Source organism: Stenotrophomonas sp. PA-6-5C, from assembly GCF_021605635.1.
In the GTDB taxonomy this organism is placed as follows: Bacteria; Pseudomonadota; Gammaproteobacteria; order Xanthomonadales; family Xanthomonadaceae; genus Stenotrophomonas; species Stenotrophomonas lactitubi.
This window is the reverse complement of record NZ_WKEE01000006.1, coordinates 73759-88167: the sequence shown is the minus strand read 5'-3', so window position 1 is coordinate 88167 and position 14409 is coordinate 73759. Positions and strand designations below refer to the sequence as shown.

Annotated in this window: 17 protein-coding genes; 4 read left to right on the top strand and 13 right to left on the bottom strand. The window is 67.9% G+C overall.

The annotated features are described in order from the left end of the window. The 13 genes from GIW57_RS03985 to GIW57_RS03925 all read right to left on the bottom strand — a co-directional run bounded on the left by GIW57_RS03985 (position 1) and on the right by GIW57_RS03925 (position 9699). The gene (locus GIW57_RS03985; RefSeq protein WP_236509211.1) at positions 1 to 771 is read right to left on the bottom strand and encodes a glycosyltransferase family 2 protein; all 771 of its coding nucleotides are present in this window, start codon (positions 769 to 771) and stop codon (positions 1 to 3) included. Beyond that, positions 761 to 2446, bottom strand: a complete 1686-nt coding sequence (locus GIW57_RS03980) for an AMP-binding protein (protein ID WP_236509210.1) — start codon at positions 2444 to 2446, stop codon at positions 761 to 763. Before GIW57_RS03980 ends, GIW57_RS03985 begins: the two co-directional genes overlap by 11 nt. Beyond that, the gene (locus tag GIW57_RS03975) at positions 2439 to 2990 is read right to left on the bottom strand and encodes a hypothetical protein (RefSeq protein ID WP_236509209.1); all 552 of its coding nucleotides are present in this window, start codon (positions 2988 to 2990) and stop codon (positions 2439 to 2441) included. Before GIW57_RS03975 ends, GIW57_RS03980 begins: the two co-directional genes overlap by 8 nt. 22 nt (positions 2991 to 3012) lie before the next feature. Next, positions 3013 to 3270 carry an acyl carrier protein gene (locus tag GIW57_RS03970; protein WP_025878014.1) on the bottom strand — a complete coding sequence of 86 codons (258 nt, stop codon included), beginning with the start codon at positions 3268 to 3270 and terminating at the stop codon, positions 3013 to 3015. 16 nt (positions 3271 to 3286) lie between these two features. Next, positions 3287 to 3544, bottom strand: a complete 258-nt coding sequence (locus GIW57_RS03965; protein WP_005411610.1) for a phosphopantetheine-binding protein — start codon at positions 3542 to 3544, stop codon at positions 3287 to 3289. Continuing rightward, positions 3531 to 4328, bottom strand: a complete 798-nt coding sequence (locus GIW57_RS03960; protein ID WP_236509208.1) for a lysophospholipid acyltransferase family protein — start codon at positions 4326 to 4328, stop codon at positions 3531 to 3533. The genes GIW57_RS03965 and GIW57_RS03960 overlap by 14 nt, the downstream gene beginning before the upstream one ends. Beyond that, a complete protein-coding gene (locus GIW57_RS03955) occupies positions 4321 to 5067 on the bottom strand; it encodes a beta-ketoacyl synthase chain length factor (RefSeq protein WP_236509207.1) in 747 nt (248 codons plus the stop codon). The genes GIW57_RS03960 and GIW57_RS03955 overlap by 8 nt, the downstream gene beginning before the upstream one ends. 229 nt (positions 5068 to 5296) lie before the next feature. Then, complete coding sequence (cydB, locus tag GIW57_RS03950) at positions 5297 to 6310, bottom strand: cytochrome d ubiquinol oxidase subunit II (protein ID WP_236509206.1); 1014 nt, start codon at positions 6308 to 6310, stop codon at positions 5297 to 5299. 1 nt (position 6311) lies between these two features. Next, positions 6312 to 7709, bottom strand: coding sequence for a cytochrome ubiquinol oxidase subunit I (locus GIW57_RS03945; RefSeq protein ID WP_236509205.1), 1398 nt, complete (start codon positions 7707 to 7709; stop codon positions 6312 to 6314). A gap of 246 nt (positions 7710 to 7955) precedes the next feature. Then, a complete protein-coding gene (locus GIW57_RS03940; RefSeq protein WP_100462005.1) occupies positions 7956 to 8171 on the bottom strand; it encodes a hypothetical protein in 216 nt (71 codons plus the stop codon). Further along, positions 8168 to 8821, bottom strand: coding sequence for a sigma-70 family RNA polymerase sigma factor (locus GIW57_RS03935; protein WP_236509204.1), 654 nt, complete (start codon positions 8819 to 8821; stop codon positions 8168 to 8170). The genes GIW57_RS03940 and GIW57_RS03935 overlap by 4 nt, the downstream gene beginning before the upstream one ends. A 37-nt stretch (positions 8822 to 8858) precedes the next feature. Then, positions 8859 to 9188: a hypothetical protein gene (locus GIW57_RS03930; protein ID WP_100554000.1), complete on the bottom strand. Its 330-nt coding sequence runs from the start codon at positions 9186 to 9188 to the stop codon at positions 8859 to 8861. A gap of 70 nt (positions 9189 to 9258) precedes the next feature. Continuing rightward, positions 9259 to 9699 carry a hypothetical protein gene (locus tag GIW57_RS03925; protein ID WP_236509203.1) on the bottom strand — a complete coding sequence of 147 codons (441 nt, stop codon included), beginning with the start codon at positions 9697 to 9699 and terminating at the stop codon, positions 9259 to 9261. A gap of 150 nt (positions 9700 to 9849) precedes the next feature. On the opposite strand from GIW57_RS03925, the gene GIW57_RS03920 reads away from it, so the two are divergent. The 4 genes from GIW57_RS03920 to GIW57_RS03905 are packed head-to-tail and all read left to right on the top strand — an operon-like array spanning position 9850 to position 14388. Beyond that, on the top strand, positions 9850 to 12222 hold the full coding sequence (locus tag GIW57_RS03920; protein ID WP_236509202.1) for a S9 family peptidase: 2373 nt from the start codon (positions 9850 to 9852) through the stop codon (positions 12220 to 12222). Beyond that, entirely contained in the window at positions 12219 to 12638 is a 420-nt protein-coding gene (locus GIW57_RS03915; RefSeq protein ID WP_100462001.1) for an NUDIX domain-containing protein, read from the top strand. Before GIW57_RS03920 ends, GIW57_RS03915 begins: the two co-directional genes overlap by 4 nt. Positions 12639 to 12668: 30 nt before the next feature. Then, the gene (locus tag GIW57_RS03910) at positions 12669 to 13232 is read left to right on the top strand and encodes a hypothetical protein (protein WP_100462000.1); all 564 of its coding nucleotides are present in this window, start codon (positions 12669 to 12671) and stop codon (positions 13230 to 13232) included. Between the two features lie 34 nt (positions 13233 to 13266). Further along, positions 13267 to 14388 (top strand): hypothetical protein, encoded by a 1122-nt coding sequence (locus tag GIW57_RS03905; RefSeq protein ID WP_236509201.1) that lies wholly within the window; start codon positions 13267 to 13269, stop codon positions 14386 to 14388. Positions 14389 to 14409 lie beyond the last annotated feature (21 nt).

Below are 14409 nucleotides of genomic sequence, written 5' to 3'. Positions count from 1 at the left end.
TCAGCCCTGCCCCTGCAGCCGGCGCCACAGCAGGCGCGGCGCACGCCAGAGCATGCCGAAGAACAGCCGGGTATGCATGCGGCTGATGCGCACGTTGTCGCGCCACACATCGAAATGCGAGACCCCGTCGGCGGGATAGGTCACGCGCGTGGCCAGGTGTTCGACCGGTACCTGCCGCCAGTACAGGCGGACCATTACTTCGGTGTCGAAATCCATGCGCCGGCCGATGGTCTCTTCGCCGATCAGGCGCAGCACCGGCGGCAGCGGATACACACGGAATCCACACATGGTGTCGCGCAGGTGCAGCGACAGCGTGTTGATCCACACCCAGATGTGGGTGGCGTAGCGACCATACAGGCGCGCCTTCGGCACGCTGGCATCGTAGGCCGGAATGCCGCAGATCACCGCGTCCGGGTGCGCGCGGGCGGCATCGATGAAACGCGGCAGGTCGCCGGTATCGTGCTGGCCGTCGGCATCGATCTGCAGCACGTGGGTGTATCCACGACGCTGCGCTTCAGCGAAACCGGCCAGCATCGCACCGCCCTTGCCCTGGTTCACGTCCAGCCGCAGCAGGTCGACGCCCGCTCGCTGTGCCAGTTCCCGCAGCACCAGCGCGCAGGAGGGCTGCGAGCCATCGTCGACCAGCAGGCAGGGCAGGCCCGCGGCCTGCACGCCATCGACCACCGCACCGATGGCGTGTTCGTGGTCGTACACGGGAATGACCACCAGCGGCGCGAACGCGCCGCCAGCGGTGGCCGGCTCAATGCGCATCGGCGAAGACCACCCTGCCGCTGGCGTGCACGCCATGCACGGAGGTATAGCGGAAGGTCAGCACACCGCGTTCGGTGTCCCACTGCAGTTGCAGGGTCAGCTCGTCGCCGGGGCGGGCCACGCGCTGGAACTTCACTGCATCCATGCGCTGGAAACCGGTCGGCAGCACGAAGGCCTGGCGACCGAAGCGCACCGCCCAGTCCAGCTGGGCCACGCCGGGCAGGATCGCCGCCTGCGGGAAGTGGCCCTGGAACGCGCGCAGCGCGGGGTCCAGCGTCATCCGCAGGGTGGCCGCGGCCTCTTCGCGACAGTCCCAGACAGGCACCGGCATCATCGGCTGGAACAGCGCAACCAGCGCGGCCTGGGTGACTTTGCCCTGGGCATTGATCGGCAGCGATTCGACCAGGCGCCAGCGGCGCGGCCGGGTGACCGCATCATGGCCCTGCGCCAGCCGCGCGCCCAAGCGCTGCCCCAGCGCACGCCGTGCGCTGTCACCGGCACGTGCCAACGCCGGGTCGGCCGGCACCACCACGGCCGCCAGCTGCTCGCGCTGGCCCTGCAGGACCAGCACGCGCACGTCCTCGACTTCTGGATCCTCGCGCAGCGCGCGCTCCAGTGCATCCAGCGAAACGCGCCGTTCTTCGATCTTGACGATGCGGTCGGCACGGCCCAGCAGGCGGAAACGGCCATCGGCCAGTGCTTCCACGCGATCCTGGGTGCGCCACCAGTCCGACGTCTCCAGGTGCGGCGAGGCCACCGCCAGACAGTCCTCCTCGATCCGCCACTGCACGCCCGGCAGCGGCTGCCACGGCGGCGCATCGGTGTCCCAGCGGCGCCAGGCGATGCCACCGGTTTCACTGCTGCCATAAACCTCGGTGGGCGCCACGCCCAACCACAGGCGGACCTGGCGCGCGGCGTCCTCCGGCAGCGGGCCGCCGGAAGAGAACACCGCGCGCAGGCGACCGTGCAGGCTGGCCCAGTCGAGCTGCTCGGGCAGGCGCTTGAGATGGGCCGGGGTGGCGACCAGCACCGTATCGGTACCGGCCAGCGCGCCCACCAGGTCTTCGTGGAAGAAGCGCCGGGGCTGGATTGCGCGACCGGCCGCCAGTGGCCACAGCACGCGGAACAGCAGGCCATAGATATGCTGGTGGGACACGGTGCCATGCACCTGGGCGCCATCGAGCTGGGCGCCGAACGCGGCCTGCAGCGCATCGACCTCGCGCGCCAGCTGGTCCAGCCGCTTGCTGATGGCGCTGGGCTGGCCGGTGCTGCCGGAGGTGAACACGCACAGTTCGCAGGCCCGCTCGTCCAACGGCAGCAGCGCCGCATCGTCGGCGACGGCGGTCGCCTGCAACGGCTGGTAATCGGCCGACAGGTCACCTGCAAAACCACTCACCTGCGGCTGCAGCGCCTGCAATGTCGCGGGCAGGTTGTCGGCGGCCAGGAACACCCGTTTGCCGGCATGCCAGGCACCGAACAACGCCGCAGCGAAGGCCACGGTGTCGTCGAAGTAGAGCGCCCAGTCACGGCCTTCGGCAGAACTGAAGGCGTCATGCCAGGCCAGCACGCGCAGGCGGAAGGCGACGTGGTCGACGGCGATGCCATCGCAGACACCGATGTCGCGGCCGGGCTGCGCCGTAGTCAGCAGCCGATCCAGGGCGATCCAGTCAGCCATGCGCGTGCGCTGCCTTGACCCGACGCCGTACCAGCCATTCGCCCCCGAACAACAATCCCATCATCACGTACGCCAACAATCCGTTGTAGAGCATCCAGACCCGGTCCGACGCATACAGCGCGGTGAGCAGGGCGAGACCACCATTGAGAACGAAAAAGCCGCACCACACCTGGGTGACGCGACGGGTATAGGTCACCGCGAACGGTGGCAGGTCCGGCTCCTGCAGGCGCGCCAGGCGCTCCACCAGCGGTGGACCGAAGCGCAGGCTGGTGGCGAACACCGTCAGCATCACCACGTTGACCAGCGCCGGGTACAGCTTCAGCGGCAGCGCCTGGTTGAGCACGGTGGCCAGCCCGGCCAGCAGGCCCGCGCCGGCGGCGCCGGCCCACCACAAGGGTTGCCGGGTGCTCAGCGCGCGCAGCAGAGCCAGCGCGAACAGCAGCAGCGCCAGCCAGCGCGGCTCGAAGCGGCCCATCGCCGCGTAGACCAGCACCGGATAGGCAAGCGAAATCGCTGCCACCACGACCATGCGTGCCCGTGCCATGGTCGCGGCGTCCGTGCTGCTGTCAGGCAGCGGCCTGACCGGGCAGCAGGCCGTGCACGACATCAACGATGTCCTGCACGGTGCGCACGGCCTTGAACGCTTCAGGCTGCAGGTTGCGGCCGAGCAGCGGCTTGAGCTGCACGATCAGGTCCACCGCATCGATGCTGTCGATGTCCAGGTCGTCGTACAGGCGCGACTCCGGGCTGATCCGCGCCGGCTCGATCTCGAAGCTGTCGGTCAGGATGCGGACGATGCGCTCGAACAATTCATTCTTGGTCATGGCAGTTCCTGGCGCCTTACGACTGGCGGGCGGCGACGAACTCGCCGAGCGCGCGCACGCTGGAGAAATGGCGGCGGGTTTCTTCCGAGTCGGCCGAGAGGCTGACACCGTACTTCTTCTGCAGCGCCAGGCCCAGTTCCAGCGCATCGATCGAGTCCAGGCCGAGGCCTTCCACGAACAGAGGCGCGGTCGGATCGATGTCCTCCGGGGTGATGTCCTCCAGTGAAAGCGAGGAAATGATCAATTCCTTGATCTCGTGCTCAAGTGCTTGCACGGGTCGGATCTCCAGACAGGTCGAAATAACGAGTGAGGTGGTCGGTGACGCGACGGGCCGCCAGGGCATCCCCCCTTGGCGAGTCATCTTCGGCCAGGAACGGCGCGATCGGGATATCTTCGCCGATCTGCAGCTGAACGTGAAAACGACGTGAGGGCACACGATACCACTTCTGGCCCTTGGTCAACGTCGGCGGCGTGCAGGTGATGCGCACCGGGGTGATGTCCAGGCGCCCGCGCACGGCGATGTTGGCGGCACCGCGCTGCAGTCGCAGCGGCTGCCCGGGCACGCTGCGGGTGCCTTCCGGGAAGATGACCAGGGTGCCGCCGGCATGCACGGCCGCCGCGCAGTCATCGACCAGGCCGGCGCCGTCGTCATTGGAGATGTAGCCCGCCGCACGCACCGGGCCGCGCATGAACGGGTTGCAGGCCACCGCCCGCTTGACCACGCAGTCGGCGTTGGGCAGCAGGGCGATCAGGCAGACCACGTCGATCAGGGTCGGGTGGTTGGCCAGCACCAGCAGGCCGTCGCGCTGCAGGCGTTCGCGCCCTTCCACCTGCAGGGTCATCACCCCCAGCCGGCACATCAGCCACACATGGCTGGCGAAGGCACGCTGGACCAGCCGGCGAGCCCGGCGGCGACGCGCAAGCGGGTCGCGCATCAGCAGCAGCACCGGCATCACCAGCACGCCCAGCAACAGACCGCCGACGCCAAATGCAGCAAAGCTGAGGCCGGTGCCGAACACCCGCCAGGCATGATCGAGGCGGCGCAGCGCCTCAGCCACGGCGGCGCCAGGACCAGCGCTGGCCTTCGGTCACGTGCTGCAGCAGCGGATCCCCGGCCAGCAGGAAGCGGTGCAGGTCCAGCGCATGCGGCAACAGGCCCGGAGCGGTCGGATCGACGTCGTCGGCGACCTGCCAGGACAGCGAAAGATCGGTGCCACCGGCGGTGCCGGCGGGTGCCAGACGCCAGCACCAGGCGAAGAACGGGTCGGGTTCGTCGGCGAATTCGGCGTAAACGTCGGGCAATGGTGACTCATACACCACGATCCGCACTTCGCGTGCACCATCACCAAGCAGGCCGACGGCCTCCAGGCAGGCCGCTTCCACCGTCGACTGGCCTGCGGACAACGCCAGGTAGTTGCCACGGTGGCCGCGGGCGATCGAATACAGCGCGGCGATGGCGTTGTGCACCGACAGGCCGAAGCCGGTGGGCGACAGCGGCTGATCGGCCACCAGCGAGCCCAGCAGGTCCATCGAACGGGCGACATCGCCATGGCGGCTGGCGAACACCAGCGGCACCTGGCTGTCAGCGCCCTGTCCGTCCTCGCACCAGCACGCGGCCTGGATCGCCATGCGGCCCAGGCGCTCGATACGGCGGCGCTGCATGGCCGGAATCTCGGCCAGCGCCGGCGTGTCCTCACCCTGCGGCAGGAACGGCGACCCGGCCCAGCCCATCCATTGGCTACGCTCGGTCAGGCCAGGCGCCCAGGCGGCCCAGTCGACAACGGAAAATTCGATCATTACCGGTGATGTTTCAATGGGCGAACGAGAGTCTCGAGCCATTACGGCGACACGCGGCTGCCCCCCATTCCTGCAGCCATGCATCCGTCCAGGACGTCGCCGGCTGCCCCCCTGGCTGCCGGAAAGGAGCGCACGCGAGCACGTCCGACACAGGGATGACATGTTTCACAAAACACAACGGGGAGCGATCAGCGACCGCCCCCCGCGTGGACTGAACCAGCGGACGGATTCAGTGGTAGCCAGCGTCGGCACGCACCTTGCCGCGGAACACCCGGTAGGACCAGGCCGTGTAGCCCAGGATCACCGGCAGCAGCAGCACCAGCCCGACCAGGGTGAAGCTGAGCGAAGAGGCCGGCGCGGCGGCCTGCCACAGCGTCATCGACGGCGGCAGCAGGTACGGCCACATGCCCAGCACCAGGCCGGCGAAGCCAAGCACGAACAACGCCAGGCTGAGCAGGAACGGCGGCAGGTCGCGACGCGGATGGGTGGCACTGCGCCACAGCGCGATGGCCACCGCCAGGGTCAGCAGCGGCACCGGCGACAACCACCAGAAGTTGCCGTCGCTGAACCAGCGGTCCATCAGCCGCGACTGCAGGAACGGCAGCCAGCTGCTGACCAGGCCCATCGCCGCGATCACCGCCACCACCAGCGGCCGGGTCATCTGCCGGGCCAGCGCCTGCACGCGCCCTTCGGTCTTCAGGATCAGCCAGGTACTGCCCAGCAATGCGTAGCCGGCCACCAGCGCGGCACCGGTCAGCATCGCGAACGGGCTGAACCAGCCGAACGCGCCGCCCTGGTACACGCCATCGACCAGCGGCAGGCCCTGCACCAGCGTGCCGAGGATCACGCCCTGGGCAAAGGTGGCCAGCAGCGAACCGAGGCCGAACGCCGCGCTCCACAGCCGCCGCGAGCGGTGCGCCTTGAAACGGAACTCGAAGGCCACGCCACGGAACACCAGCGCCACCACCAGCAGCAGCACCGGCAGGTACAGCGCCGACAGCAGCACCGCGTAGGCCTTCGGGAACGCCGCCATCAGGCCGGCGCCACCGAGCACCAGCCAGGTCTCGTTGCCGTCCCAGATCGGCGCGGCGGTGTTCATCATCAGGTCCAGCTGTTCCTCGTCCTCGGCGAACGGCGCGAGGATGCCGATGCCGAGCACGAAGCCGTCCAGCACCACGTACATCAGCACGCCGAAGCCGATCACCGCGAACCATGCCACCGGCAGCCAGGTCATCAGGTCCATGTCAGCGCTCCTCCAGCGGTTCGTCAGCAGCCGACAGCGGCCGCGCCGGGGTGTGGCTGCCATGGTCCAGTGACGGCCCTGCATCGTACGGCTGCGGGCCATGGCGCAGGATCTTCACCAGGTACCAGATGCCCCAACCGAACACGAAGGCGTAGCCGACCACGTACACCGTCAGCGACAGCGCGGTCATCCACGCGCTCTGCGGGCCCACCGCATCGGCGGTGCGCAGCACACCGTAGACGACCCACGGCTGCCGTCCCATCTCGGTGACGAACCAGCCTGATATCAGCGCGATGAAACCACTAGGCAGCATCCAGTTCCAGCCGCGCAGCAGCCACGGCGAATCCAGCAGCTTCTTCCGCCACAGCTGGATGGCCGAGACCCAAGCCAGCACCAGCATCAGCGTGCCCAGCCCGACCATGATGCGGAAGGCGAAGAACACCGGCGTCACCGGTGGCCGCTCGCTGGCGGGCACCGAGGTCAGCGGATCGAAGGTGCCGTCCAGGCTGTGGGTGAGGATCACGCTGCCGAGCTTGGGAATGGCCACCTCGAAGTCGTTGCGCTCTTCCTTCTCGTTGGGCAGCGCGAACACTACCAGCGGCACGCCCTCGCCCTCCTTGGGCTCATGCCAGTGCGCTTCCATCGCCGCGATCTTCATGGGCTGGTGCTTGAGCGTGTTCAGGCCATGCATGTCGCCGACGAAGATCTGCAGCGGCACGGTCAGCGCAGCGAACGCGACGGCGGCGATCAGCATCCGCCGGCCCGCTTCCACGTGTTGGCCACGACGCAGGTACCAGGCGCCGACACCACCGATCACGAAACAGGTGGTGATGAACGAGCCCAGCGCCATGTGCGCCAACCGGTACGGGAAGGACGGGTTGAACACCACCTGCCACCAGTCGATGGGATGGACGATGCCGTTGACCATCTCGTAACCGGCCGGCGTATGCAGCCAACTGTTGGACGAGAGGATCCAGAACGTGGAGAACAGCGTGCCCAGCGCCACCATGCAGGTGGACAGGAAATGCAGGCGCGGCGACACCCGGCCCCAGCCGAACATCATCACCCCCAGGAAGCTGGCCTCCAGGAAGAACGCGGTCAGCACTTCGTAGGTCAGCAGCGGGCCGATGACCGTGCCGGCCACTTCGCTCAGCCGCGGCCAGTTGGTGCCGAACTGGAAAGCCATGACGATGCCGCTGACCACGCCCATGCCGAACGAGACCGCGAAGATCTTCTGCCAGAAGAAATACAGCTCGCGCCACACGGGCAGCTTCGTGCGCAGCCAGCGCCATTCGATGAAGGCCAGCCAGCTGGCCGTGCCGATGGTGAAGGCCGGGAACAGTACGTGGAAACTGATGACGAATCCGAACTGGATCCGCGACAACAACAACGCGTCCAAGGGACGCCTCCTGCCAGGAGCCGGTGGGATACCAGACCACTTTAGGTGGATATTGTTAAAACGGGATGCGACCGGGTGACGCGCTGCTTCACTTTGTCGCAGGTGGAGAAGGCGCAGCCGACATGGCGCGGCGCTACCGTTCAGCCGCTCTGGTAGCTGCCAACCTTGGTTGGCACACACCCAAGCGCCGACCAAGGTCGGCATCTACCAACAGCAATTGGAACGGCCCATCACCCGGCGGGCGCCTCAGCGCCAGAAATACCAGACGCCCCCCGCCACAAGCGCCCCCAGCAGCAGCACCTGCACCACCACATAGCCCACGCCGCTGTCGCGCGATTCGGAGACAATGCGCTTCCGCAGCGCCTCACTCACATCCGGCGTCTGTTCCTGCTGCGCCTGCTCACGCAACGCCTGTGCCAGCGCGCGCTCTTCCGCATCGCGGGAATCGGTCGGTCGGTTCACAGCAGCTCTCCGGCGGTGGCGTGCCGCACCAGCTCCTGCTTCAGGACCTGGCGCGCACGGTACAGGTGGCTCTTGATGGTACCGCGGGCCAGGCCGGTCACCTGTTCGATCTCGGCCAGATCGAAATCCTCCAGATAATGCAGGCCCACGATCAGGCGCTGCGGCGCACTCAATCGTTCCAGCGCCGCGCCGAGGTGGCGGCCGGCCTGCAATGTCTCGCTGATTTCCGCCGGGCCCGGCCCTTCGTCACCAACGCCCAGTTCCTCGGGCGCTTCCACCGCCACCATCCACTGCGCCTCCAGCCGCCGCCGTCGCAGGTACTGCAGCGCGGTGGTGTAGGCCACGCGCGAAATCCAGGTACGCAGCGAGGATTCGAAACGGAACCGGTGCAGCTGGCGGAATACCGCCAGGAACGTTTCCTGCAGCAGGTCGGCCACCTGGTCACGGTCGCCGACCATGCGGCCGATCACATGCGCGCAGGTGCGCTGGTGTGTTTCCACCAGCTGCGCGAAGGCCGGTTGCGAGCCGTCGATGATGGCGCGCACCAGCACGTGGTCCGCATCCAGCGGCTCGGCGGGTATGGTCGACGTCGCGGCATCCTGCCGACGCCGCCCCCGCAATGCGGCCAGCGCTCCCCCCAGCAGGCTCATGCGTGGGGCTCCTCCTGTGCCCGCAGCATGCGCCGGCTCAGCCCTTGCGCACTGCGGGGCGGGTGAAGTGCCAGGCCAGCAGCTGACCCAGGCCGGCGCTGCCGACCATCGCGGCGGCGGCGCCGAACGTCAGGTCGCGTGCACCGATCGCCTCCAGCAGCGCCATGGCCAGTGCCAGGCACACCAGGCTGATGCCCCAGCGCAGCGCGCCCTGGCGGCGGCGCTCCTCTTCCAATACCGCCAGCGAGCGGATCACCTCTTCCGGCACGTGCGGCGCCACCAGCTTGCTGCGCGCACGCGCATCGGCGATGGCATGGATCGCATAGGCGGTGCAGATGAAGAGGGTGATCGGGATGAGTTCCTGCATGGTCGTGCTCCTGTCCGCTGGATGATGCGGGTTCAGGAGATTGGATGCGCGAGGCCGGCAGCCGGTTGCACTAGGCGTCATCGGCTTCGGGCGCCGGCGGTTCGTCCGGGAAATAGGTTTCCAGCTGGAAGCCCACGCGCAGGTCCGCCATCAGTCGTACAAGATCGCCATCCAGCTCGAAGCCGGCCCACGCGCGCTTCCCGAAGATGCCAATCCGCAGGCCGATCTCCGCCCCTTCCTGGTTCAACGCCTGAATCACCTGGGCACGTGCCTGAAGCGTCTCCACGACTTCCGGCCATGCGTCCATCAACCAGCCGTCCTTGTCCTTCGGCAGCTGGAACAACACCCAGGTAAACGCGTAGACACGGATCAAGCTGCCATCCTCGCGACGCAGATCGGTGCCCGCATCGCGGAAGAACTCGCGTTCCATTCCGAGACGGGCTGAGATATCGGCGCTGGCCGCGGACGGGTGCTTGATCCCCAGGGAGATGGTGTAGTCGTAGCGGTACATATCGGTTCCTTCCGAAGTGAACCCCCATCATGCGCCAGGCCGGGCCCTGCCATGCCCTTTGCCCAAGCGGTCAGCATGACCTGTGGCCCCTTCCCCCGGCCCTTGCGGCTGCTACGCTTGCCCGGTTTCCTCTTCTGGTGCTGTCCGCCCATGTCCCGAGTGCTGCCCCTGTCCCTCCTGCTGTCTGCCGTGCTGGCCGCTCCGGCCGCGCAGGCCGCGCCGACGCCGATCACCATCGAACAGGCCATGGCCGATCCGGACTGGATCGGTCCGCCGGTGGAGAAGGCCTGGTGGTCGTGGAACAGCCAGCAGGTGGAATACCAGCTCAAGCGCAACGGCAGCCCGGTGCGCGACACCTTCCGCCAGCCGGTGGCCGGTGGCGTGGCCGCGCAGGTGGCCGATGACCAGCGCGGCAGCCTCGACGTAGCCGATCCGGTGTACGACCGCAGCCGCACCCGCAGCGCCTTCGTGCGCAACGGCGATGTGTTCGTGCGCGACCTGCGCAGCGGCGCGCTGACCCAGCTGACCCGCAGCAACGAACGCGCCGGCGGCGTGAACTTCGCCGCCGACAACGGGGTGATCTGGCGCGTCGGCCAGAACTGGTTCCACTGGACCGCCGCCAGCGGCGTGCAGCAGGTGGCCAGCCTGAAGGCCGACAAGGATCCGAGCACGCCGCCGAAGGCCGACGTGCTGCGCGACCAGCAGCTGCGCACGCTGGAAACCCTGCGCCGCGACCGCGAGCAGCGCGAGGCGCTGAAGGACCAGGACCAGCGCTGGCGCCAGGCCGACCCGACCCGCGCACCGGGCCCGGTGTTCCTGGGTGCCGACGTCGAGATCGTCGACAGCGTGCTGTCGCCGGATCTGGGCCACCTGATCGTGACCACCAAGCCGAAGGACTTCGATGACGGCCGCGGCGGCAAGATGCCGCTGTACGTGACCGAGTCGGGCTACGAAGAAACCGAGGACACCCGTCCCCGCGTCGGCCGCAACGGCTTCGAGCCGCACACCCTGTGGTTCGTGGACGTGCGCAGCGGCAAGGCCGAGAAGCTGTCGCTGTCCAGCCTGCCGGGCATCGGCACCGATCCGCTGGCCGAGCTGCGCCGCAAGGCCGGCAAGGACGCGCTGAAGGGCGACCGCAGCGTGCAGGTGATGAGCGACTTCATGGGCGGTGGCATCCGCTGGAGCGCTGATGGCCAGCAGGCCGCGGTGATGCTGCGCGCCAACGACAACAAGGACCGCTGGATCGTCAGCGTTGCCGCTGCCGACGGCCGCGTGCAGAACCGCCATCGGCTGACCGACAACGCCTGGATCAACTGGGGCTTCAACGATTTCGGCTGGATGGCCGATGGCCGCACGCTGTGGCTGCTGTCCGAGGAATCGGGCTTCTCGCACCTGTACACCCAGGCCGGCGGCGGCAAGCCGCAGGCGTTGACCAGTGGCAAGTGGGAGACCTCGGCGCCGGTGCTGTCGGCCGACGGCAAGGGCTTCTACTTCCTGTGCAACCAGCAGGCCCCGCATGACTACGAAGTCTGCGCGGTCGATACCAGTGCCCGCCAGGTGCGCGAGCTGACCAGCCTCAACGGTGTGGAAGATTTCTCGCTGTCGCCGGACGGCCAGCAGCTGCTGGTGCGCTATTCCGGTGCCTACCTGCCGGCGCAGCTGGCGGTGGTGCCGAGCACCGGCGCTGGCCAGGCGCGCGTGCTGACCGATACCCGCACCGCCGACTACAAGGCGCGCCAGTGGGTCCAGCCGAAGCTGGTGGCAGTGCCGTCCAAGCATGGCGCCGGCGTGGTCTGGGCCAAGTACTACGAGCCGGAAAACAAGGAACCGGGGAAGAAGTACCCGATCGTGATGTTCGTGCACGGTGCCGGCTACCTGCAGAACGTGCACCAGCGTTACCCGGCCTACTTCCGCGAGCAGATGTTCCACAACCTGCTGGTGCAGAAGGGCTACATCGTGCTGGACATGGACTACCGCGGCAGCGAGGGCTACGGCCGCGACTGGCGCACGGCCATCTACCGCAACATGGGCCACCCGGAACTGGAAGACTACAAGGACGGCCTGGACTGGCTGGTCGACACCCAGCAGGGCGACCGTGACCATGCCGGCATCTACGGCGGTTCCTATGGCGGCTTCATGACCTTCATGGCGCTGTTCCGCTCGCCGGGCACGTTCAAGGCCGGCGCCGCGCTGCGCCCGGTGGTCGACTGGCACCAGTACAACCACGGCTACACCAGCAACATCCTCAACACCCCGGACATCGATCCGGAGGCGTACCGCGTGTCGTCGCCGATCGAGTACGCACAGAACCTGCAGGACAACCTGCTGATCGCCCACGGCATGATGGACGACAACGTGTTCTTCCAGGATTCGGTGAACCTGACCCAGCGCCTGATCGAGCTGCACAAGGACAACTGGTCGATCGCGCCGTACCCGCTGGAGCGCCACGGCTACGTGCGTGCCGACTCCTGGCTGGACCAGTACAAGCGCATCCTCAAGCTGTTCGAGCAGAACCTGAAGTGAGTGCTGCCGCGGCCACGATCCACATCGTGGCCGCGGTCATCCTCGATGATCGCGGCCGGGCGCTGGTGGTGCGCAAGCACGGTGCCAGCCGTTTCATCCAGCCCGGTGGCAAGCCCGACCCGGGCGAGGAGCCGCTGCAGGCACTGGCACGTGAACTGCACGAGGAACTGGGTGTGCAGCTGCACACCGCCTCCGCCATCGCACTGGGCAATTTCGAGGACTGGGCGGTGAACGAGCCCGGCCACCGCGTGCAGGCACAGGCCTGGCGGGTCTGGATCGAAGGTGAGCCGTGCGCGCGTGCGGAGATCGCCGAACTGGCCTGGGTGCCGCTGCAGCCGCCGCACGGCCAGCCCTTGGCACCCTTGAGCGAACACCATATCCTGCCGGCGGTCGCTGCCCTGGCGACGGCTCGCTGACGAAGCGGGCACCGCCCAGCCGGACAACGGATGTCAGCCTCGATTCCCCCGATTCCCGCACCCACCCCACCGCCACCCAACAACTGGGTCGGCGCAGTGGCGCAGGGCTCGTTCTGGCTGTGCCTGCTGGTCACCCTCTACTTCCTCGCGCAGGCGCTGATGGCGGCGGCCCTGGCCCGCACCGGGTTCTGGACGACGCTGGTGACACTGGCGTGGGAGCAGCAGCTCGACGGCAGCCTGTGGTGGATGCTGAAACATCCGGCGGCCACCTCGCTGCTTGTTGCCCTGCTCTGCCTGGTCTCGACCCTGGCCAGCTGGGGCCTGTGGCGCGGGCGACGATGGGGCCTCTGGGCCTATGTGTGGATGCTGGGCCTGAGCGCGCTGGCCAACTTCGTGATCGCCTGGTGGATGGACCGCCTGCTGCTGGTGTTGATCGCACTGCTCGCCAGCGACCCGTCGGCGCAACATGAGCTGCAGGTGCAGCGCGTGCTGTTCACCCTGACACTGGTCGGCACCTCGGTGCTGTTCGCGGGCCTGCAGGGCTGGCTGGGCTGGCGCCTGCTGCGACCGGACATCCGCGCGCGCTTCCACTGAGTCGCCTCCACTCCCGCACGACAAGGATCGTCGCATGCGTTTGTTGAACTACCTGCCCACCTTGTTCCTGCTCATCGCACTGCCTGCCGGTGCCGATGCGCTGCGGTGTGGCGAATACCGCAGTACCGATGGCGGCATGGCGCTCGTGTTCACCACCTCCAACACCGGCTACCGCCACAACGACATCAGTGAGCCGGAGCCGCTGTGGGTCGATCGCAGTGCGGCACAGACCCGCATGGTCATGCTCGACGATGGCGTGGCGGAGCCGATCCGGATCAGTGCCGATGGGCAGCGCATCGAGGACGACGTCGTCGTGGTCTACACGCTGCGCCAGCCCCGCGCCTGCGCCATCGAACCCAGCACAGTTGACGGGAGCTGCCGCGCCGCCGGCAGCCACTGCATCGCGCAGCTGCCCACAGCCTCACCCGGCCAGGCCCAGCGTGCCTGCAGCGAAGGCGTTGGCGCGGGCTGCTCGACGGTGCTGCGACAGCTGCGCGATGGCAGCGCCGTGGCAGCAGCCGACAGCACCAGCAACACGCGCTTCGAGCGCCCTCCTGCGTGTCGAGAGCACACGCCCGGGCATGACCTGCTGGCCTGCGAGGCGCTGACCGACGATGCGCTGGTTGCCGCCATGCAGCGGGTGGATGAGCGTCTGCAACAGGAAGACGAAGACTCACTGGATTCGCCCCTTACGGCCGCTGCACGCGATCACCTGCAGCAACTGTGCCTGCAGCACCGCAGTGGCCGCTTCTGCGTCGAAGTGGCCGAACAACAGTTGATCGCGCTGGAACCTGCGCTGGCGGTGCAGGCCCTGCAGGTGGTCTGCGATGCAGGGCGCGTCAGCGCCTGCGAACGTACCGCACCATTGCGTGAACTCGGTGCCGATCTACGCGTGGTGCCACTCCTGCAGGTGCCGTGCGGCCGCTATCAGGCCGATGGTGGCGTGATCGAGACGCTCGACTTCGGCGATGGCACACGCGCCCGCTTGCGGGAAGGCGCCATCCACCTGCAGCAGGACGGTGAAACCCTTGTGCTGCGCCAGCTCGGCAACGGCGACCTGCTTGGCATGGACGCGCAGACCGGCTACCAGCGTTACCAGCCGGTGCCCGGCACGGCACAATGCACGCCCCCGCGCGAGGGCCGTGGTTCGCCCTAGCGCCTGGAGTTCCCGTTCGAT

What these genes read in the sequence shown, in the direction of transcription:
- GIW57_RS03985 (WP_236509211.1), bottom strand. Translation starts at nt 771, where the DNA reads ATGCGCATTGAGCCGGCCACCGCTGGCGGCGCGTTCGCGCCGCTGGTG.
- GIW57_RS03980 (WP_236509210.1), bottom strand. Translation starts at nt 2,446, where the DNA reads ATGGCTGACTGGATCGCCCTGGATCGGCTGCTGACTACGGCGCAGCCC.
- GIW57_RS03975 (WP_236509209.1), bottom strand. Translation starts at nt 2,990, where the DNA reads ATGGCACGGGCACGCATGGTCGTGGTGGCAGCGATTTCGCTTGCCTAT.
- GIW57_RS03970 (WP_025878014.1), bottom strand. Translation starts at nt 3,270, where the DNA reads ATGACCAAGAATGAATTGTTCGAGCGCATCGTCCGCATCCTGACCGAC.
- GIW57_RS03955 (WP_236509207.1), bottom strand. Translation starts at nt 5,067, where the DNA reads ATGATCGAATTTTCCGTTGTCGACTGGGCCGCCTGGGCGCCTGGCCTG.
- cydB (WP_236509206.1), bottom strand. Translation starts at nt 6,310, where the DNA reads ATGGACCTGATGACCTGGCTGCCGGTGGCATGGTTCGCGGTGATCGGC.
- GIW57_RS03935 (WP_236509204.1), bottom strand. Translation starts at nt 8,821, where the DNA reads ATGAGCCTGCTGGGGGGAGCGCTGGCCGCATTGCGGGGGCGGCGTCGG.
- GIW57_RS03930 (WP_100554000.1), bottom strand. Translation starts at nt 9,188, where the DNA reads ATGCAGGAACTCATCCCGATCACCCTCTTCATCTGCACCGCCTATGCG.
- GIW57_RS03925 (WP_236509203.1), bottom strand. Translation starts at nt 9,699, where the DNA reads ATGTACCGCTACGACTACACCATCTCCCTGGGGATCAAGCACCCGTCC.
- GIW57_RS03920 (WP_236509202.1), top strand. Translation starts at nt 9,850, where the DNA reads ATGTCCCGAGTGCTGCCCCTGTCCCTCCTGCTGTCTGCCGTGCTGGCC.
- GIW57_RS03910 (WP_100462000.1), top strand. Translation starts at nt 12,669, where the DNA reads ATGTCAGCCTCGATTCCCCCGATTCCCGCACCCACCCCACCGCCACCC.
- GIW57_RS03905 (WP_236509201.1), top strand. Translation starts at nt 13,267, where the DNA reads ATGCGTTTGTTGAACTACCTGCCCACCTTGTTCCTGCTCATCGCACTG.